Annotated in this window: 19 protein-coding genes; 8 read left to right on the top strand and 11 right to left on the bottom strand. The window is 68.8% G+C overall.

What is annotated here, in order from left to right:
- Window positions 1-66 precede the first annotated feature (66 nt).
- Window positions 67-951 carry an LLM class flavin-dependent oxidoreductase gene (locus ABD116_RS26340; protein ID WP_343975676.1) on the top strand — a complete coding sequence of 295 codons (885 nt, stop codon included), beginning with the start codon at window positions 67-69 and terminating at the stop codon, window positions 949-951.
- A 2-nt stretch (window positions 952-953) separates the two neighbouring features.
- Here the strand turns inward: ABD116_RS26340 and ABD116_RS26335 are convergent, their stop codons facing one another.
- Entirely contained in the window at window positions 954-2,201 is a 1,248-nt protein-coding gene (locus tag ABD116_RS26335) for an amidohydrolase family protein (RefSeq protein WP_343975673.1), read from the bottom strand.
- Window positions 2,202-2,290: 89 nt separating this feature from the next.
- Here ABD116_RS26335 and ABD116_RS26330 point away from each other — a divergent pair, with 89 nt between their 5' ends.
- Entirely contained in the window at window positions 2,291-2,797 is a 507-nt protein-coding gene (locus ABD116_RS26330) for a MarR family winged helix-turn-helix transcriptional regulator (RefSeq protein WP_343975670.1), read from the top strand.
- A 69-nt stretch (window positions 2,798-2,866) separates the two neighbouring features.
- Here the strand turns inward: ABD116_RS26330 and ABD116_RS26325 are convergent, their stop codons facing one another.
- On the bottom strand, window positions 2,867-3,082 hold the full coding sequence (locus ABD116_RS26325; RefSeq protein WP_343975667.1) for a helix-turn-helix domain-containing protein: 216 nt from the start codon (window positions 3,080-3,082) through the stop codon (window positions 2,867-2,869).
- Window positions 3,083-3,251: 169 nt separating this feature from the next.
- Window positions 3,252-4,427 carry an acetoin utilization protein AcuC gene (locus ABD116_RS26320; protein WP_343975664.1) on the bottom strand — a complete coding sequence of 392 codons (1,176 nt, stop codon included), beginning with the start codon at window positions 4,425-4,427 and terminating at the stop codon, window positions 3,252-3,254.
- Window positions 4,428-4,695: 268 nt separating this feature from the next.
- On the opposite strand from ABD116_RS26320, the gene trpS reads away from it, so the two are divergent.
- Both trpS and ABD116_RS26310 read left to right on the top strand, forming a co-directional pair.
- On the top strand, window positions 4,696-5,664 hold the full coding sequence (gene trpS, locus ABD116_RS26315) for a tryptophan--tRNA ligase (protein ID WP_343975661.1): 969 nt from the start codon (window positions 4,696-4,698) through the stop codon (window positions 5,662-5,664).
- On the top strand, window positions 5,661-6,428 hold the full coding sequence (locus tag ABD116_RS26310) for an endonuclease/exonuclease/phosphatase family protein (RefSeq protein WP_343975658.1): 768 nt from the start codon (window positions 5,661-5,663) through the stop codon (window positions 6,426-6,428). Before trpS ends, ABD116_RS26310 begins: the two co-directional genes overlap by 4 nt.
- On the opposite strand, the gene ABD116_RS26305 is transcribed toward ABD116_RS26310, so the two are convergent.
- Entirely contained in the window at window positions 6,399-7,301 is a 903-nt protein-coding gene (locus ABD116_RS26305; protein WP_343975655.1) for a TIGR03560 family F420-dependent LLM class oxidoreductase, read from the bottom strand. The two genes, ABD116_RS26310 and ABD116_RS26305, sit on opposite strands and share 30 nt — an antisense overlap.
- 10 nt (window positions 7,302-7,311) lie before the next feature.
- On the bottom strand, window positions 7,312-7,662 hold the full coding sequence (locus ABD116_RS26300) for a winged helix-turn-helix transcriptional regulator (protein ID WP_343975652.1): 351 nt from the start codon (window positions 7,660-7,662) through the stop codon (window positions 7,312-7,314).
- A gap of 51 nt (window positions 7,663-7,713) precedes the next feature.
- Here ABD116_RS26300 and ABD116_RS26295 point away from each other — a divergent pair, with 51 nt between their 5' ends.
- Complete coding sequence (locus ABD116_RS26295) at window positions 7,714-8,148, top strand: PPOX class F420-dependent oxidoreductase (RefSeq protein WP_343975648.1); 435 nt, start codon at window positions 7,714-7,716, stop codon at window positions 8,146-8,148.
- Between the two features lie 49 nt (window positions 8,149-8,197).
- Here the strand turns inward: ABD116_RS26295 and ABD116_RS26290 are convergent, their stop codons facing one another.
- Genes ABD116_RS26290 through proC form a run of 3 tightly spaced genes read right to left on the bottom strand, consistent with a single transcriptional unit; the run spans window position 8,198 to window position 10,230 of the window.
- The gene (locus ABD116_RS26290; RefSeq protein WP_343975646.1) at window positions 8,198-8,791 is read right to left on the bottom strand and encodes a hypothetical protein; all 594 of its coding nucleotides are present in this window, start codon (window positions 8,789-8,791) and stop codon (window positions 8,198-8,200) included.
- Window positions 8,792-8,840: 49 nt separating this feature from the next.
- The gene (locus ABD116_RS26285; protein ID WP_343975643.1) at window positions 8,841-9,371 is read right to left on the bottom strand and encodes a hypothetical protein; all 531 of its coding nucleotides are present in this window, start codon (window positions 9,369-9,371) and stop codon (window positions 8,841-8,843) included.
- A 49-nt stretch (window positions 9,372-9,420) separates the two neighbouring features.
- Window positions 9,421-10,230 carry a pyrroline-5-carboxylate reductase gene (proC, locus tag ABD116_RS26280; protein WP_343975640.1) on the bottom strand — a complete coding sequence of 270 codons (810 nt, stop codon included), beginning with the start codon at window positions 10,228-10,230 and terminating at the stop codon, window positions 9,421-9,423.
- Between the two features lie 108 nt (window positions 10,231-10,338).
- Between proC and ABD116_RS26275 the strand changes: the two genes are divergently transcribed.
- On the top strand, window positions 10,339-10,803 hold the full coding sequence (locus ABD116_RS26275) for a hypothetical protein (protein WP_343975637.1): 465 nt from the start codon (window positions 10,339-10,341) through the stop codon (window positions 10,801-10,803).
- Here ABD116_RS26275 and ABD116_RS26270 read toward each other — a convergent pair.
- Window positions 10,800-13,178, bottom strand: coding sequence for a tetratricopeptide repeat protein (locus tag ABD116_RS26270; RefSeq protein WP_343975634.1), 2,379 nt, complete (start codon window positions 13,176-13,178; stop codon window positions 10,800-10,802). The two genes, ABD116_RS26275 and ABD116_RS26270, sit on opposite strands and share 4 nt — an antisense overlap.
- A 199-nt stretch (window positions 13,179-13,377) precedes the next feature.
- On the opposite strand from ABD116_RS26270, the gene ABD116_RS26265 reads away from it, so the two are divergent.
- The gene (locus ABD116_RS26265; RefSeq protein ID WP_343975631.1) at window positions 13,378-15,456 is read left to right on the top strand and encodes a Xaa-Pro dipeptidyl-peptidase; all 2,079 of its coding nucleotides are present in this window, start codon (window positions 13,378-13,380) and stop codon (window positions 15,454-15,456) included.
- Here the strand turns inward: ABD116_RS26265 and ABD116_RS26260 are convergent.
- Window positions 15,453-16,892 carry an MFS transporter gene (locus tag ABD116_RS26260; protein ID WP_343975628.1) on the bottom strand — a complete coding sequence of 480 codons (1,440 nt, stop codon included), beginning with the start codon at window positions 16,890-16,892 and terminating at the stop codon, window positions 15,453-15,455. The two genes, ABD116_RS26265 and ABD116_RS26260, sit on opposite strands and share 4 nt — an antisense overlap.
- A gap of 49 nt (window positions 16,893-16,941) precedes the next feature.
- On the opposite strand from ABD116_RS26260, the gene ABD116_RS26255 reads away from it, so the two are divergent.
- Window positions 16,942-17,547: a TetR/AcrR family transcriptional regulator gene (locus tag ABD116_RS26255; RefSeq protein ID WP_343975625.1), complete on the top strand. Its 606-nt coding sequence runs from the start codon at window positions 16,942-16,944 to the stop codon at window positions 17,545-17,547.
- A 10-nt stretch (window positions 17,548-17,557) separates the two neighbouring features.
- On the opposite strand, the gene ABD116_RS26250 is transcribed toward ABD116_RS26255, so the two are convergent.
- A complete protein-coding gene (locus ABD116_RS26250; protein WP_343975622.1) occupies window positions 17,558-17,728 on the bottom strand; it encodes a hypothetical protein in 171 nt (56 codons plus the stop codon).
- Window positions 17,729-17,771 lie beyond the last annotated feature (43 nt).

Genomic DNA, 17,771 nt, shown 5'->3' with positions numbered 1-17,771 from the left:
GCGTTGCACGCGAGGTCGTTAGCCGACTAGGCTTTTATTTGTCCAGCTAATCAACTGGAGGCGTGGATGGTGGAGTTCGGGATCAAGACGGTGCCGGCGCAGATCGGGTACGACGAACTGGCGGCGGTCTGGCACGAGGCCGACGCCGTCGAGGTGATCCGGGACGCGTGGCTGTGGGATCACCTGCTGCCGTTGATGGGCCCGAAAGGTGGGCCGATCTTCGAGGGCTGGACGCTGCTGGCGGCCCTGGCCGCGCAGACCGGGCGCTTGCGGATGGGCCTGCTGGTGACGAGCAACCGGCTGCGCCCACCCGCCATGCTGGCGAAGATCGCGGCAACCGTTGACGCGATCTCGCACGGCCGCCTGGTGGTCGGGCTGGGGGTCGGCGGTACACACCAGGACGGCGAGAACCCGGCGCTGGCGGAGTACGCCGCCTATGGATTCGACTTGGTACCGCCGGCCGAAGGCATCGCGCGACTCGACGAGACCTGCCGGATCCTTCGCAGGTTGTGGACCGAAGAGGTCGTCGACTTCGACGGGAAGTACTACCGGCTGCGGGAGAACTACTGCTCGCCGAAGCCTGTCCAGCACCCCGGACCGCCTCTGCTGCTGGGAGGCTGGGGCGACCGGACCCTCCGCGTGGTCGCCGAGCACGCGGACATCTGGAACATCCCCGGTCCGCCGCACAACGACACCGCGCTGATCGCCGAGCGGGGCAGGGTTCTTGACGAGCACTGCCGGGCGATCGGCCGGGATCCACGCGAGATCACCTGGTCGGTCCAGACCCACGCCTTTCCCGACGACGTCGAGCGAACCCGGCGTACCGTCCTGGAGCTCGCCGACATCGGCGTCGGGCACGTAGTACTGAATCTCCTGAAGCCGTTCCGCCCAGGCCTCGCGACCTGGGCGGCCGAAGAGATCATTCAGCCCATACAAGCGAAACTCGCCTGAACTCAGGCTGCACGGAGGTGTTCCGCGGTACTGCGGACGGCCGCCAAGGTGGACTCGAGGTCGGGGTGGAGCAGGTGGCCGTCGCGTTTGACGGGATTGCCGGCCACCAGGACGGTGTCGATGTTGCCCGGGTGGGCTGAGGTGACGACGGTGGCGATCGGGTCGTGGAGGCCGCCGATCAGGTTGATGTCGGAGGCTCGGAGGAGGACGAGGTCGGCCTGCTTGCCGGGGCGCAGCGAGCCGATCCGGTCGGACAGGCCCAGGGCGCGGGCGCCGTCCAGGGTGGCGATTCGGAGTACCTCGGCGGCGGTCAGCGTTTGGTAGCCGAGGGCGAGGACCGAGCGCATCGCGTTGAACATGTCGCCGGGAGCGGTGGTGACGACGTCGATGCCGAGGCCGGTGGTGACACCGGCGGACTTCAGGCGGCCGGCGATCGGGTCACCCATCTCCATCCGCGCCTCGACCACCGGAGTGACAGCGACCGCCGCGCCGGAGTCCGCGATCAGCTTCAGCTCGGAGTCGGGCAGGTTGTTGCCATGGATGTAGAGGACATCGGAGCGCAGCAGGCCCTTGTCCTGCAGGAGTTGCAGCGGGTACGGCGCCAGCGGGCCGCTCATGATGTGCACGACGATCGGCACGCCGAGCTCGGCCGCCAGGGCCCAGTCGGCCTGGGTGATCTCGAACGGCGCGAACGCGGGCCCGATCGCGGCGAGGGCCGGCGTGATCAGCCCTGATGCCCGGTCCACGACGTGCCGCATCCCGGCCGGATCAACCGCTGCGCCTGCCGTAGCCGACGGACCATAGCCGAAGACCGCGCGGATGCCGCTCGAGGCGAGGCCGTCCAGAGCCGCGTCGGTGTGGTCGCGGCTGTGTTGCACGTGCGAGTAGTCCTGCACGGTGGTGATCCCCGCGTCCAGGCACTCCAACGCCCCCGCGAGGTTGCCGGTGGCAACGTCTTCCGGCCGGTACCTCGCACCGTACCCACCGAGCACCTGCTCGATGTACCCCATCAGGTCCATGTCGACCGCCGTTCCCCGCAGCGCGGTCTCCCACAGGTGCCGATGGGTGTCCACGAAGCCGGGCAGCACGATCCGGTCGGTCGCGTCGATCACCTCGGCATCCGTCACCGCCAGGTCGGGCCCGACTGCGGCGATCCGGCCGTCCTCGATCAGTACGTCGGTGTCGCGGTGGACGGTCACGGTCGGCTCGGTGTCGATCACGAGTCCGCCACGGAGCAGCGTTCGGTTCATCCCGATCAATCCCCTCACTAGAAAGCTTTATTGAAAGCTATCACCAAAGGCAGATAAGCTGTCAACCAAGCGAGCGACGGGTGGGAGCGATGACGGCAGACCGGGTAGACCAGTTGATCGCGGCGTGGGAGCGCGAGTTGCCTGCTGCGCTCCACCCGACGACCGAGCTGTCCAAGCGGCTCCTGCTGCTGGCCGCCGCGGTGGACGAGTCGGCCCGAGCGGTCCTGCCCGAGCTGGGGCTGACGATGGCGGAGTTCGACGTGCTGGGCACGCTGCGGCGGTCCGGCGAGCCGTGCCGGATGAAGCCGACCGAGCTCAGCCGGAGCCTGCTGCTGTCGTCCGGAGGTACGAGCAACGTGGTCAATCAGCTGGCCAACCGCGGACTGGTGGTGCGCGAGCCCGATCCGGACGACGGGCGCGGGACGCAGATCCGGTTGACCGACGAGGGCGTCGCGATGGCCGAGAAAGCGGTGCTGGCGGGCGCCGCGGCGCATGCCGAGGTCTGGGCGGGCGTACCGGCCGAGGTGCTGGATGCCGCGACCACCGCGCTGCGCGCACTCCACCAAGCGACCGGCCCGACAGCACGGCGCGGCTAGTCGGCAGCAAGGCAGACAGGCGAAGCGGCCGGTCCCTCACGGGGATCCGGCCGCTTTCGCTTCTCGTGGTTATCCGGTTTGGAAAAACGCGCCCTTGAGGTAGTCGTGCACCGCGCCCTCAGACACCCGGAACGACCGACCCACCCGCACCGCGGGCAGCTCTCCGGAGTGCACCAACCGGTACACCGTCATCTTGGACACGCGCATGGCCGTGGCGACCTCTGCCACGGTCAGGAACTTCACCTCGGCGAGCGGCGACTCACCACCGGACTTCTTTGATGCCATAACGCACCGCACTTCCAGCACGAGTCGTGCGCCGGCTTCCCCTCCGGCACCTCCGCGCGTGCATGAACAGAGCGTAGTGGCTGTTGGTGCGAATGGGAAAGAGGGTGCCTGGTGTGACTGGATGGTTCATCCGGATCAGAGTGTCGCAGCAGCCCGATCCGGGCCCGGTCTAGTACGTCGGATCGAGCCCGAGCAGCGGGAAACTGATGTCCCGGGTCGCCTTGATCGAGCGGTCCAGCCAGGTGTCGGGGTTGTACCCGGTCGACCAGTCCGCGTACGTCGGAGCGCGGCCATCCGTCATCCGCATCGGCGCGACCCGGTCGAACCGGAGCCGGATGTCCTCACGCCACGACTCCGGCACCGCCGTCTCCGGGTCGATCGGCTCACCGGCCACGATCGCCAGCAGATGGGTCCAGGCGCGCGGTACGACGTCGACGATCGCGTAGCCGCCACCACCGGTCGACACCCACTTGCCGTCGCAGACCTGGTGGGCCAGGTCGTGCAGGGCCAGGTACGCCGCGCGCTGCCCGTCCACCGTCTTGGTCAGGTGCGCCAGCGGGTCCTCGGCGTGGGAGTCGCAGCCGTGCTGGGTGACGAGCACCGACGGCTTGAACGCCTTCACCACGTCCGGCACGATCGCGTGGAACGCCCGCAGCCAGCCCGCATCCCCGGTACCAGGCGGCAGCGGGATGTTGACCGCACTGCCCTCCGCATCCGGCCCACCGGTCTCCCCCGGCCCACCAGTGCCCGGGAACAGGGTCGTCGGCGACTCGTGCAGGCTCACCGTAAGTACCCGCGGGTCGTTGTAGAACACGGTCTGTACGCCGTCCCCGTGATGAACGTCCACGTCGACGTACGCGACCCGCTCGGCGCCATGGTCGAGCAGCCACTGGATCGCGACGGCCGGGTCGTTGTAGACGCAGAAGCCGCTGGCCATCCCCGGCATCGCGTGGTGCAGCCCGCCGGAGATGTTGGCGGCGTGCAGCACGTCTCCCTCCCAGACGGCCCTGGCAGCCTCGACGGACGCCCCGACCACATGCGCCGACGCTTCGTGCATCCGCGGGAAGCAGTACGTGTCGTCGGTGCCGAGCCCGTGCTCCGGGTCCGGGTGATCAGGATCCTGCCCGGCCCGCTTGACGGCCTCGATGTACTCGGCCGTGTGCACGGTCCGCAGCAGCGCGTCGTCCGCCACCGGCGCGGGTACCACCTTCAGCTGATCGAGTACGCCGAGCGCGCGGGCCAGCCGGATCGTCAGATCCACCCGGACCGGACTCATCGGATGCCCATGGCCGAAGTCGTACGCCGTCAGACCCTCGTCGAAGACCAGCATCGCCTCACCGCTCATGCCCCGACCTTAGCCCGCGAGCGCGCTACGGGCTTGCGCTCAACCGATCGGTTGTGTCCGCCGGACTGCCGCGCGCCGACGGCGGCGGGTGGCGGTGTGAGCCTGGGACGGGCTATGGTTTTCGGGTGAACGCTTTCAGCTTGCAGCAGTGGTGGGCCGCTTAGGCGGACCCTCCTGCGTTCACGCGCACCCACCAGGCCGCCTCGCCGAGGCGGCCTTTTTCGTGTGCCCGTCGGTCGGTGAGGCCCGATCGACGAAGGACAAGACCATGACCTCGCTCTCCGGTATCACCCCGTCCGGCCGGCTCACGCTCGGGAACCACCTCGGTGCGCTGCGCCGGTTCACCGACCCGGACGGGTTCTACTTCGTCGCGAACCAGCACGCGATGACGACCAAGCACGATCCACGCCGGCTGCGAACGCTGACCCGCGAGATGGCGACGCTGATGCTCGCCGCCGGGTTGCCGCCGGGCACGGTGTTCGTGCAGTCCGACGTACCGGCGCATGCTCAGCTCGCGTACCTGCTCGAGTGCACCTCGTACGTCGGGGAGCTGTCGCGGATGATCCAGTACAAGGAGAAGGGCCGGGGCAGACCGATGACCCGCGCCTCGCTGTTCACGTATCCGTGCCTGATGGCCGCGGACATCCTGTTGTACGGCACGGATCGCGTCCCCGTCGGCGGCGATCAGGACCAGCACGTCGAGCTGGCGCGCGATGTCGCGATCCGGTTCAACCGGGAGTACGGCGAGACATTCGTCGTACCGCAGCTGCAGAAGGCGGCGCTGGCGATGCGGATCAAGGATCTCGCCAATCCCACCGCGAAGATGAGCAAGTCCGACGAGGACAACGCCGTCGGCACGATCCGGCTGCTCGACCCGCCGGACGTCATCCGCCGGCAGGTGATGCGTGCGGTGACCGACTCGGACGGGGAGGTGCGTCACGACGAGGAGAACAAGCCCGGTATCACCAACCTGCTGGAGATCCTGGCCGCCTGCACCGACGGCGATCCGGTCGAACTGGCCGGCTCGTACGAGACGTACGGCGCTCTGAAATCCGACGTAGCGGACGCCGTGCTGGCGGTCATCGAGCCGCTCCAGAAGGAGTACGCACGGCTGGCATCCGACCCCGGCGCGGTCGACGCGGCGCTCGCCCAGGGGCGGGACCGGGCGATCGAAGCGAGCGCACCGCGACTCCGGGCAGCGACGGTCGCGATGGGTTTGGCAGGATCGACGATGTGAGACTTCGTGTGGCGACGTTCAACATCCGGAACTCCTCGGCGGCCGACGGCGACGACTCGTGGGTACTGCGGCGCGAGGCGACCGCGGCCGCGATCGAGGAGCTGGCGGCCGATGTGGTCGGACTGCAGGAGGTGCTGCCCGACCAGTTGGAGTACTTGCGCGAGCGGTTCGCGGAGTACGAGATCGTCGGGGCCGGGCGGGATGACGGCGCCCACGCGGGCGAGCACTCGGTGGTGATGATTCGGCGCGGTCCTTGGCAGTTGGACTCGCACGAGACGCGCTGGCTGTCCGGGGCGCCGTCGACGCCGGGGTCGGTCGGGTGGGATGCGGATCTCACCCGGATCGCCACGCTCGTTCGCCTGTCGACCATCGACGGCTCCCGGGCCGGGATCGTCAACACGCACTACGACCACATCGGCGAGGTGGCTCAGCTCGAGTCGTCGAAGCTGATCGATCGGTGGACGGCCGCCGAGCCGGAGCTGCACTGGGTCGTGCTCGGCGACCTCAACGTCGGGCCGGAATCCCTTCCCCTGAAAATGTTCCTGGAGGCAGGCTGGCGGGACGCCGTACCGGCCGAGGCCGGCGGCACCTTCCACGACTTCACCGGCGCCACCGACCGCGAACGCATCGACCACATCCTGATCAGCAAGAACTGGCACGTCGTCGACGCCGAGGTCTCGCACCACCGGCCCGGTGGTCGCCTGCCGAGCGACCACTGGCCGGTCGTGGCGACACTAAATCTTGGTGAAGACCTCTTCGCGTAGGCGTTCGAGCTGGTCGAAGCGCTTGGAACCGCTGCCGAGCGAGCCGTCCGGGACCAGGAACTCGTCGATGCCGGCCGCGGGGTAGCGGGAGACCACGTCGAGCACGTAGCCGGCCGAGCCCATGATCGTCGGGCGGCCGGCCGCGAGCAGGCTGTCCCGCCGGCCCTCGGCCTCGGTGTCGCCCGGCTCGATGATCTCGATCATGGCCTGGGTCGAGCGGCGGACCGTCGACGGGTCCCGGCCGATCCGCTCGCAGTGCTCACGGAACACGCTGCCCTTGTGCTCGGCGAGCTCCGGCAGACCCCAGTGGTTCCACTCGTCGGCGTACTTCGCAACGATGCCCAGGGCAACCTTTTCGCCGGAGGCGCCGATCAGCACCGGGAGCTTGGCCGGCTTGGGTTCCAGCGGCGCCTCGGTGATCTGGTAGTACTTGCCGTCGAAGGTCGTACGGTCCTGGGTGAGCAGCCCGGTGATCACCTGGCAGGCCTCCTCGAACCGGGCCAGCAGCTCCTTCACCGGCGGCAGGTCGATCCCGTACACCTGGTGCTCGTTGACCTGCCAGCCCGCGCCGAGGCCGAGCACGAACCGGCCGTTGCTCATCTGGTCGAGCGTCGCGGCCTGGTTCGCCACCACGGCCGGGTGCCGGTAGGTGTTGCCGAGCACCATCGAGCCGATCCGGACCCGCTCGGTCTTCACCGCCAGCCCGGCCAGCAGCGCGAAGCACTCGTTCATCGGGATCGAGAAATCACCGTTGTTCATCATGAAGTGGTCGGCCATCCAGACGGCCGACCAGCCCGTCCGTTCGGCGTACTCCGCGCCGTCGAGTACTTCCTGCCAAGTCCGGGTGGCGCTGGGCCAGAGAGAGAAGTCCATGCCCCCGACCTTATGCACTCTCTTGTGCGGCGAGGACGGCCTCCCCGTTGTCGGCGGCCCAGGTGGTGAGCATCCGGATCGGCTCCATCAGGGTCTTGCCGAGGTCGGTCAGGTCGTACTCGACGCGGGGCGGTACGCCGCCGTAGTCGTGGCGGGCGACCAGCCCGTTGGTCTGGAGCCGGCGCAGGGTCTGGGTGAGGACCTTCTTCGAGATCCCACCGATCAGGTCGACCAGCTCGCCGTGCCGCCGCGGCCCTTCGCTGAGCCCCCACAGCACCACGACCGCCCACTTGTCCGCGATCACCTCGACCGCCAGCCGCGCCGGACAGTCCGCGAGAAAGACGTCACCGATGCCATCCACAGTGCCCAAGGGTACCGAGGGGTTCCCGTTGCGCTGGCTAGCGTCGGCGGCATGATCCCTTTGCCTGAGAGCACTCATCGACTCTTCGCGACCGACAACCACGCAGTCCTCGTCACGGTCGACGCGGACGGTTCACCGCAGGCATCCCTGGTCTGGGCCGAGCGCGACGGCGACCAGGTGCTGATCGGGATGGAGGGGTACCAGCGCAAGGCGGCGAACTTGCGGCGGGATCCCCGCGTCACAGTGATCATCGAGGACGACCAGCCCAGCCGGCGGGGGCTTGCGCAGTACCTGGTGATCCGTGGACGGGCAGAGATCACCGGGCCGGGGATCGGCGAGGAGTGGACCGCATTGATGGACAAGCAGGCACAGCGGTACCTGGGCAAGGAGTACCCGTTCGAGAACCGGTACTCCGAAACGGCGGTGATCGCTCGCGTCACGCCGGAGAAGATCACCGGCGAAGGGCCGTGGGCAGCGCGTGGCTAGCGTGACGCCCGGCGCAGCGCCGGAGCAGGTGGACAGCGGTGGGGCGAGGTCAGAGCAGGTGCCAGCGGAGGAGGAAGGCGCCGACCGCCAGCACGAGGTATGCCAGGACGAAGACGACGCCGATGCCGGGGCGCGGGCGGGAGCGGCGTACCGGCTGGTTGTCGGCTGCGGCGCGGGCTGCCTGCATGACGGCGGCGGAGTTGAGGGTCTGGCCCTTGGCGATGCCGTTGATCTCGTTCTCGTCCTTGCCGCTGGTCAGCACGACGGAGTCGTCGACGATCTCGATGTCGTCGACGTCCTGCCAGGCGAGGCTGCGGACGAGCAGACTGGTGCGGGCCTTCAGGGCGGTGGCGGTGATCTCGACCCTGTACAGCACGACCCCACCGGCGACCCGGACGACGGAGGCGCCGATGATGGTGAAGAGGCCGACGGCGAGGAAGTCCCGGGCCCCCATCCACAGCCAGGAGTTCAGCGCCGGAACGGCAACGAATGGCACCACGAACAGCGCCCAGGCCCACCACGGAGCCGGATCCAGCGGCACCCGCCACGGCAACGCGGGCAGCGCGGCTTCTTCGGGGCTGGTGACAGGGCTGGTTACAGGGCGCGCGGCAGCGTCATCGGTGCCGCTCGAACGATTTCCCATGGGCGGGACCCTAGACCCCTCAGCGTGGATTAGCTGATCCGACATCGACTTACCCCTTGATCAACGCCCAGGCGGTCGCGGCGGCGACCGCCACAACCGCAGGCAGAAAGACCACGGCGCCCCAGGATAACGACACCCGGTAACTGGTCAACGCCGAGGTGTTGTAACTCCGCAGTCGCTCGACCACCGCGGCCACCTGGTCGGCGTCCGGCCGGCCGCCTTTGCCGTCGTACTTGAAGGTCCGGGCGCCCCGGTGTCCCAGGTCGACGATCACCTTCTTCTCGCCGCGCCGCCGGACGCCGTCGACCGCCTTCCAGCTGTACCGGCGGCGCAGCACCGGGCCCCGGAGCACCAGCTCATCGGTCCGTACCGTCAGCCGGTCGGTCACGACGGCGAGCGCGCCCCACAGCAGGAACAATGCGACCGGGCCGGAGACCCACTGCCGCCAGCCAGGATCCTCCGTCCTGGTCAGGTCGATCACGGTCAGCACGACGCCGAACACGAAGATCAGCCAGAACGGCTCGCGGTACAGATGGTGTTCCAGCCGGGGCGACCAGGGCAGTGGCGGTACTGCCTCCATCGGAGCTGGGGTGACGCGGGCGGGCGCCTTGCGGTTCGGCTCGCCCGGGCTACTCGGCGGCAAGGTCCCGGGAACGGTTGCGGGCGGCTTCGATGGCGGAGAGGAAGGCGGCTCGGACCTTGTGGTCTTCGAGTTCGCGGACCGCGGCGGCTGTCGTGCCACCCGGGGAGGTGACGCGCTCTCGCAGTACGGTCGGGTGCTCGCCGGTTTCGCGGAGCAGCTTGGCCGAGCCGAAGAGGGTCTGGACGACCAGGTCCGTGGCGGTCGAGCGCGGCAGGCCCATGTGCACGCCCGCCTCGATCATCGACTCGACCACGAAGAAGATGTACGCCGGACCCGACCCCGAGATCGCCGTCACCGCGTCCTGCTGCTTCTCGGGAACCCGGATGACTCGCCCGGTCGCGGCCAGCAGTCCCTCGGCGAGCACCAGGTGGCTCTCGTCGCAGTGCGCGCCCCGGGAGATCGCCGCCATCCCCTCGTCGACCAGGGCCGGCGTGTTCGGCATCACGCGGACGACGGCGACGCCCTCCGGCAGCCGGGACTCGATGAAGGTGGTGGTGATACCGGCCGCCAGCGAAACGACCGTCTGCGATGACCGAATCGCCGGAGCGATCTCCGCGAGCAGGTCGGGCATGTCCTGCGGCTTGACCACCAGGACCAGCGTGTCCGCCTTGGCCGCGGCCTCCACGTTCGTCACCACGTCCACGCCGTACCGCTCGCGCAGCTCGGTCGCACGCTCCGCACGCCGCTCGGTGATCAGCAGCTCGCCCGGTCGCCGTCCGGCGCGCAGCAGCCCGGACAACAACGTCTCACCCATCACACCGGCGCCGAGAATGGCCACCTGACCGTCGCTACTCATGCGCTCAGGTTAGCGCCGCCGCTGTTCGAGTTCGTTCGAATTCCGCGACCCGGTCGGTCACCGGGTTGCATGCTCCTTCGGCCACCGCCCCGCCGAAAGGACCTCCGCATGCCCCGCACCGCAGCACGCACCCGCCCCGGTTCCGACACCGGCTGGGGTCTCAGCACCTTCCGCCGTACGTCCGCAGTGCTCGCCGGGGCCGTCGTCCTGCTGGCCGGCGGGATGAGCGCCGCATCGGCCACGACGACCGGCGCACCACCGCCGGCAGGCACCTGCGCCGGCGGCCTGATCACCGAGTACGCGGCCACCTGCTTCCAGTGGGTCGGCGACAAGCAGTGGATCGAGGATCGCGACGCCAACGGCTGGGCGGCCATCGTGCACAGCCAGACCAACTACGGCAAGGACCGGTACTGCCAGGCCAGGCCCGCCGCCGAAGGCTGGAACTACTGCGACTACGACCACATCGAAGGCAAGTGCGTCCGCTTCATGCTGTACGAGGAGAAGGACGGCGTGACCCGCAACCCGTCCATCTGGAGTGCCTGGATCGGCACGGAGTACGGGTCGCCCTGCTAGCCGATCGCGGCCAGAGCGGCCTCGGCACGGCGTAGTTCGTGGCGGTCTTCGATGCGTTCGGCGTCCTCCAGCGCCGTGCGGTGTTGTTCGACCGCCTCGGCTACCCGGCCGGCTGCGGTCAGGGCGTGGCCGTAGTCGTTGCGGACCTCGATCGTGAACGGCCTGCTGCCCTGCCGGACGGCCAGATCCAGCGCCTGTTCATGGAACTCGATCGCTTCGCCGACGCGGCCGGCTGCCAGGTGCAGCCGGCCGAGGCAGTTCAGGCAGTCGCTCTCGCAGTTGACGAAGGCGATCCGGCGGGACAGCTCCAGCGCCTGCTCGAACCCCTGCCGCGCCTCGTCCAGCCGGCCCAGCGCCTCGTGCGCGGCCGCCACGTTGTTGAGGGCGAACGCCTCCTCGAAGGTGTCCGTGCCCAGCTTCCGGCTGACCGCAAGCCCGTGCTCGAACAACTCCAGCGCGATCTCGGGCCGGCCGAGCCGTAGCTGCGGCCAGCCTTCACCGGCCAGCGTCGTCGTCATCCCGCTCAGATTGCCCTCGGCTTCGAACAGCGCGAAGGCCTCGCGCTGACTGGTGATCGCCTGCTCGTAGTCGCCGAGTCGATAGTGGCCTAGAGCAACGTTCGACAAGCCGCTCGCCTCACCGACCCGGTTGCCCGCGAGCCGGGCGTAGTCCAGCGCCTGTTGATAGGCGGCGCGGCCGTCGGCGTACCGGCCGAGACGCCAGTAGAGCGCGCCGAGGCTGTTGTACGACCGGCCGCGCACCTGGTCGGACTCGGCGCAGCGGATGGCGGTGAGGTGGAGGATCTCCGCGCCGCTGAACAGGCTCGCGGTGCCGAGGTAGTACATGAGCATGGCCGAGATACCGGTCGCGTACTCGGGGCGGTCGTGGTCGGCGGCATACAGAGCCGTGGCGATCAGGTTGGAGCGCTCGGCCTCCAGCCAGTTGCGCGCCTCTTCACGGTCGGCGAACTGCAGCTCGGACAGGCCCGGTTGCTGGGTCATCTCGATCCGCGCCCGGTCCTGGGGCGCATACACCGTGGCGGCGGTGGCCACTGCTTTGCGGTAGTAGTCGAAGAGGCCGTCGATGGCGGTCCGGCGTACCGACGCAGGATCCTCGTCTCGCGCCTGATCGGAGGCCAGCAAGCGGATCAGGTCATGCAACTCGTAACGCCCGGATCCGTGCTCCTCCAGGAGGTTCGACCGGACCAGCCGGGCCAACTCCTCGCGTGCTTGGTCGATGGGCGCGCCGGCCAGCGCCGCACCGGCGTACGCGTCGAAGTCCCGGCCGGGATGCAGCGCCAGCAGCCGGAGCATGCGACGAGCGGCCGGCGGCAACGCCTGGTACGAAAGGGAGAGCGAGGCCGCGACGCCGTTGTCGAGCCTGAGCCTTGCCGTGTGCTCCTGCAATCGCTCGAGGTGGTCGCCGAGAGTCCACTCGGGCTGCGCCTTGATGCGGCCGGCGAGCACCGCGAGGGCGAGCGGGAGATGGCCGACGAGCTCCGCGATCCGGGTGGCCGCCGCCGGCTCGCGATCGACCTTGTCTCCGGCCGCCCGCCGGATCAGTACGGCCGATTCAGCCGGCTCGAACACCTCCAGCCCGATGCGGTGAGCCTTCAAGCGCCGTCGACTGGTGACGAGGGTGAGCGCGTTGGGCGCGGTGAGCGGCTGCACCTGGTCGTCGGAGGCCGCGTTGTCGAGCAGTACCACCGCCCGCCGCCCGTCCAGCAACTGGTTGAACAGCGCCGATCGAGCCGAGAGGTCCAGCCCGTGGATGCGGCTTCCCGATACACCGAGCCGCCGCAGGAAACCGTCCAGTACCGCCGCAGGGTCGGCGGGCGGCCGTGCCGGGTCGAACCCGCGCAGATTGACGAAGAACTCGAGCTCCACGTCCTGGACCTGCCCGGCGACCCGGGTCGCGAGCGTGGTCTTGCCGACTCCGGGCATCCCGTCGATGCAGATCAGCCGGTGCGTCCGCAGCGCCTCCGCCGCAGCTGCGACCGTCGAGGACCGCCCGACGAAGGCGTCGCCGTCGGACTCCACTCGGCCGCCGACCTGCACGACCGAGGCCTCCGCGGCCAGCCCGGAGACCACCTGATGCGCCTGCCGCCACTCGGCCGCCCGCGACTCGTCGCCCAGGATCGCCCGCGCGATGTCGACCACCAGCTCGACGTCGAGCCGGGTCCGCCCCGGCGACAGGCACCGGTACGTCGTGTTGAACGCCGGCAGCTCAGCGATCCCGCGCTCCTGCCGCGACCGCACCAGCCGCCGATGGATCTCCCGGTAGGACAGCCCCGACCAGACCTGCAGGGCCCGCAACCGCGCCCCGAGCTCGTCGACGGTCCGCACTCCGCCCGGCTCCGGCGCCCGACCCTGCACTCAGCCTCCCCAGTTCGGAAGACAGCCACCCTAGCCACCCCGCTCAGCCTCTCCAGTCACCTCCTGGCCACTCTCGTCCGGCTTCGAAGGAATTCCCTTGCGCTCGGTCCGCGGCCGTTAATTAATTGCCGGGCCCCGGACGGCACCGGATGATGCAGCCAACAGGTTCGGGGGCCGACGACAACGTGAGGTGGACCGAATGAGACGACGTGTTCGTGGGGTGACCGGCGCCGCGGCGGCGGCCGCCCTGGTGGCGGGGGCATTGCTCGCCACTGCGCCGGTGGCTGCGCAGGCGCAGGGTGTGACACCAACTTTCGTGAACGGCTTGGCCCAGGATGTGTTCTCGACCAACCCGGCCGACTGGTACAGCGGCGAGGTCTGGGTGCAGACGACCTTCGACTCCGACCGGGACGGCCGCCCCGACCGGATCCACGCCGACTTCACCGCACCCGGCGAGGTGCTGACCGACGGCCTGAAGGTGCCGGTCATCTTCGAGGACAGCCCGTACTACGCCGGCCTCAACGACGCGGCGAACTGGGGAGTCGATCACCCGCTCGGCCAGCCGCCGGCATCGCGGATCGCCACCCCGTTCCAGGCCGGGCGTGAGACCAGCCCGGTGATCAGCACCATCTACGAGTCCCGCTGGGTGCCGCGCGGCTTCGCGGTCGTCCACGCCGAGTCGCCGGGGACCGGGCACTCGGACGGTTGCCCGACCTCGGGCGGCAGCAACGAGACGCTGGCCGGCAAGGCGGTGATCGACTGGCTGAACGGTCGCGTACCGGCGTACACGACTCGGGACGGTGACACGCCCGCGGTCGCTTCGTGGACGACCGGCAAGGTCGCGATGATGGGGACGTCGTACAACGGGACGATTCCTGAGGCGGTTGCGACCACCGGCGTACAGGGTCTGGAGGCGATCGTGCCGATCTCGGCGATCTCCGACTGGTACGACTACTACCGCGCCAACGGCATGGTCCGGGCGCCCGGTACGTTCCAGGGCGAGGACCTCGACGTCCTGGCCGACGCGGTGTACTCGCGGCTGGACGAGACCACCCAGCGGACGATCTGCCAGCCGGTGCTCGACGAGCTGAAGGCGAACCAGGACCGGGCGACCGGCGACCGCAGCGCCTTCTGGCAGGAACGCAACTACATGAAGGACGTGCAGAACGTGCACGCCGCCGCATTGGTTGCGCATGGCAACAACGACTTCAACGTGATGACGAAGAACGCGGCCCAGTTCTACGACGCCTTGAAGAAGCAGGGCGTGCCGCACATGTTCTACTTCCACCAGGGCGGCCACGGTGGCGCGCCGCCGGACGTGCTGATCAACTACTGGTTCACGCGGTACCTGTACGGCGTACAGAACGGTGTCGAGCAGCTGCCTCGCTCGTGGGTCGTCCGCGAACCTGCGGCTTGCCCGGCCCGGCAGAGCACGGTGACCGGCGACCAGGCGAACACCGCCACGTTGACCGTTGCGGACACCAGCGCGTTCCGGATCGGGTTCACGCTGACCGTTCCGCAGACCAACGCCAACGGGACGATCACGAACACCACCCGGCTGATCACCAACATCCCTGACAGCACCCACCTGACGCTGACCTCGGCCGTCGCGACCGGCGCCGGCCAGAAGGTTGCCGGCGGCACCGTCGTCAACCTGGTCTGCAACACCTCCAACCCCACCCCGTACGCCGAATGGCCCGATCCGGCCACCGGCGGGGTCGATCTCCGGTTCACGCCGGGTGGCAACGCCCGGGGCGGCCTCACCGTCGGCAAGGACGGCAGCACTCGCGAGACTCTCGTGGACAACGTCTCAATCTCGGCGACCGCTTCGGCCAACGCGGCTGCGTCTCCGGAGCGACTGATCTACCAGACCGGCGCATTGACCAAGCCGGTCCGGATCAGTGGTACGCCGACTGTGTCACTCAAGGTCGCCTTCGACGCGCCCCGGGCGAATCTGTCCGTCGCGCTGGTCAGCTACGCCCCCAGCGGCGCGGCCACCATCCTCACTCGCGGCTGGCGCGATCCGGCCAACCGTGATTCGGACTGGGTCGAGACGCCGATCCGGATCGGCGCCACCGATCGGGTCGACGTCGACCTGCAGCCGAAGGACGTCGTCGTACCGGCGGGCAACCGCCTGGGTCTGATGGTGCTGTCCAGCGACCAGGAGTTCACGATCCGGCCGCCCGCGGGGACCAAGCTGACGCTCAACCTGCACGGCAGCTCGTTCAATTTGCCGGTCGTGGGCGGGATCAGCGCGTTCAAGGCAGCCACTTCTTAGCTGACCTTCCTCGAGCGGAGGATGCCCCAGGCAACTAGTGCGGCCGCGACGGCGGTGATGGTGAGACCCGCGACCATCACCGCCTCGCGGAACTGGCTGGTCTGATCGGCGGTCCAGTGCGAGGTGGCGATGCTGCCGGTGAACAGTGCGGCCAGGATGGTGCCGGTGATGGCGATACCGGCACCGGAGGTGACCTCACCGGCAGTATCGACCAGGGCCGCGCCGATCGTGGTGCGGTTCTCCGGGAGGCCGCGGAGGACGTTGGTACCGGCGACCAGGCCGACCACTCGCATACCTGCTGCTACCAGCACGAGCGCTGCGGCGATCCAGGGGTAGCCGTACCTGCCAAGCAGCGCGTAGACGGCGAGCCCGGCGACAACTGCTGTGGCGCTGAGGCGGGCGGCCCAGTCGAGACCGACCAGCTTCACGAACGGGTTGACGAACGCGCTGCCTGCCAGCAACACGATGACCTGCGGCAACATACCGATCGCTGCCAGAGCCGGTGACCACCCCCAGTCGAGCTGCAGTTGCAGCGTCACCAGGTAGCTGAGGCCGGCAACCGCCAGCGCTGACGCTGCCTTGAACGCCAGACCGCTCGAGACCAGTGGGTGGGCAACGAGCTTCGGGTCGAGCAGTGGGTAGCGCGCAGAGCGTTCGCGGAGGTAGTACGCGATGGCGCTTGCGGCAGCGACTGCCGTTGTGGTCCAGGGGATCCAGGATTTGGTGCCCTGGTTGACGAAGAGCGTCGGCGCGACGAGGGCGAGCACGATCGTCGCCGTACCGAGCAGCGCACCCGTGACGTCCAGCGGATCGCGGTGGAGCTCGAGCGGGTCGTCGGCGGCGATACCGGTCCGGATGCCGATGATCGCGAGCACTGCGATCGGAACGTTCACCAGCAGGAGGACCTGCCAGGGCGCAATGGCCAGCACGAAGCCGCCAGTGGTCGGCCCGACCGCGAGCCCGACCATGCCTACCGTCGAGATCAGGTTCAGCGCGCGAAGCCGGAGCCCGTCGTCACCGAACAACCGGAACGCGAGCGCCATCGACCCAGGCGTGGTCATGGCGGCCGCGATGCCCATCGCGACCCGCACCGCGATCAACTGCTCTGCCGTGGTGACGAACGCGGTGGCCAGGCTCGCGAGGCCGAGCAGGACCAGCCCGATCAGCATGATCCGCCGCCTGCCGAACCGGTCGGCGATCGCGCCGGCCGCCAGCATCAGACCACCGAACACCACGGCGTACGCCCCGGTCGCCCACTGCAAGCTCGTGGTCGAGGCGTGCAACTCGCGGCCGATGGTCGGCAGCGCGACGTTCAGGATCGAGTTGTCGAGCATCTCGAAGAGAAACACCGCGGCGAGCCCCGCCAGGGCCACCCAGGCCTCCCGTAACGACTGAGGCTCGCGGACGACAATGGCGGTGGACTGTTGAGCTGACATGCGACTAGCTTAGGTCACTAAATTTAGTCACACAAGAGAGTGAGTCTTCATGCCCCGGACAAGTGCACGCGGCGGACCCCAGACCCGAGCCCGGATCCTGTCCGTAGCAACCACCCTGTTCCTGGAACGCGGCTACGACCCGGTCACCGTCGCCGAGATAGCCCGCGAAGCCGGCGTCTCCAGCGTCACCGTCTTCAACCACTTCCCCCGCAAGGAAGACCTCTTCCTGGACCGCGTAGACGACGCCCACGACTTCCTCCGCGCGGCCGTCGTCGCCGGGGTCGACGTACTGGACTCCCTCCGCGATCTGACCTTCCAATTGGCCGACGAGACCCACCCACTGTCCGGCCTGAACGACCGCTCCGTCTCGTTCTTCCGCACAGTCGCCGGCTCCCCCGCCCTGATCGCCCGAGCCCGAGAACTGTCCGCCGACCTCCAACAAACCCTCACCGACGCTTTGTCTGCCGACGCGACCTTCAAAGGCGACCCGGTACTACTGGCCGCCTTCTTCATCGCCGGCTACACCACAGTCCTCCTCGAAACAGCCCGCCAACGCATCGCCGACCTCCCGGCCACAGACATCAACTCCAACCACCGCACCCGCCTAACCACCCTCTTCACCACCCTCCGCGAAGGAACCCTCCCTCGGCCGTGAAGTGCAGGTTCTACCGGATCTGCCAGCGAGATTCACTGAGATTGACGGTCACTCGCTCGCCCGCGCGGTGAAAGGGGATGCCTTCGTCCTCGTAGTGCTGGGCGGCTGTCTCTTCGGAGTTCTGGGGTGGATGTCCGCTTGCGTCGACCACTTTCCACCACGCGAGGTCGTGTCCGTCCATCGTTGACCTCCTCACGGTTGATGCTCCGCCCTTTGAGTGACGC

This window comes from Kribbella koreensis, from assembly GCF_039525325.1.
Classification (GTDB): Bacteria; Actinomycetota; Actinomycetes; order Propionibacteriales; family Kribbellaceae; genus Kribbella; species Kribbella koreensis.
The sequence above is the reverse complement of the archived record's forward strand: the minus strand, read 5'-3'. Positions and strand labels throughout refer to the sequence as shown.

Excerpts from the sequence above, each read along its gene's own strand:
- ABD116_RS26265 (WP_343975631.1), top strand. The coding sequence starts at position 13,378 with ATGAGACGACGTGTTCGTGGGGTGACCGGCGCCGCGGCGGCGGCCGCC.
- ABD116_RS26325 (WP_343975667.1), bottom strand. The coding sequence starts at position 3,082 with ATGGCATCAAAGAAGTCCGGTGGTGAGTCGCCGCTCGCCGAGGTGAAG.
- ABD116_RS26250 (WP_343975622.1), bottom strand. The coding sequence starts at position 17,728 with ATGGACGGACACGACCTCGCGTGGTGGAAAGTGGTCGACGCAAGCGGA.
- trpS (WP_343975661.1), top strand. The coding sequence starts at position 4,696 with ATGACCTCGCTCTCCGGTATCACCCCGTCCGGCCGGCTCACGCTCGGG.
- proC (WP_343975640.1), bottom strand. The coding sequence starts at position 10,230 with ATGAGTAGCGACGGTCAGGTGGCCATTCTCGGCGCCGGTGTGATGGGT.
- ABD116_RS26305 (WP_343975655.1), bottom strand. The coding sequence starts at position 7,301 with ATGGACTTCTCTCTCTGGCCCAGCGCCACCCGGACTTGGCAGGAAGTA.
- ABD116_RS26260 (WP_343975628.1), bottom strand. The coding sequence starts at position 16,892 with ATGTCAGCTCAACAGTCCACCGCCATTGTCGTCCGCGAGCCTCAGTCG.
- ABD116_RS26290 (WP_343975646.1), bottom strand. The coding sequence starts at position 8,791 with ATGGGAAATCGTTCGAGCGGCACCGATGACGCTGCCGCGCGCCCTGTA.
- ABD116_RS26275 (WP_343975637.1), top strand. The coding sequence starts at position 10,339 with ATGCCCCGCACCGCAGCACGCACCCGCCCCGGTTCCGACACCGGCTGG.
- ABD116_RS26295 (WP_343975648.1), top strand. The coding sequence starts at position 7,714 with ATGATCCCTTTGCCTGAGAGCACTCATCGACTCTTCGCGACCGACAAC.
- ABD116_RS26335 (WP_343975673.1), bottom strand. The coding sequence starts at position 2,201 with ATGAACCGAACGCTGCTCCGTGGCGGACTCGTGATCGACACCGAGCCG.
- ABD116_RS26340 (WP_343975676.1), top strand. The coding sequence starts at position 67 with ATGGTGGAGTTCGGGATCAAGACGGTGCCGGCGCAGATCGGGTACGAC.
- ABD116_RS26255 (WP_343975625.1), top strand. The coding sequence starts at position 16,942 with ATGCCCCGGACAAGTGCACGCGGCGGACCCCAGACCCGAGCCCGGATC.
- ABD116_RS26330 (WP_343975670.1), top strand. The coding sequence starts at position 2,291 with ATGACGGCAGACCGGGTAGACCAGTTGATCGCGGCGTGGGAGCGCGAG.
- ABD116_RS26285 (WP_343975643.1), bottom strand. The coding sequence starts at position 9,371 with ATGGAGGCAGTACCGCCACTGCCCTGGTCGCCCCGGCTGGAACACCAT.
- ABD116_RS26320 (WP_343975664.1), bottom strand. The coding sequence starts at position 4,427 with ATGAGCGGTGAGGCGATGCTGGTCTTCGACGAGGGTCTGACGGCGTAC.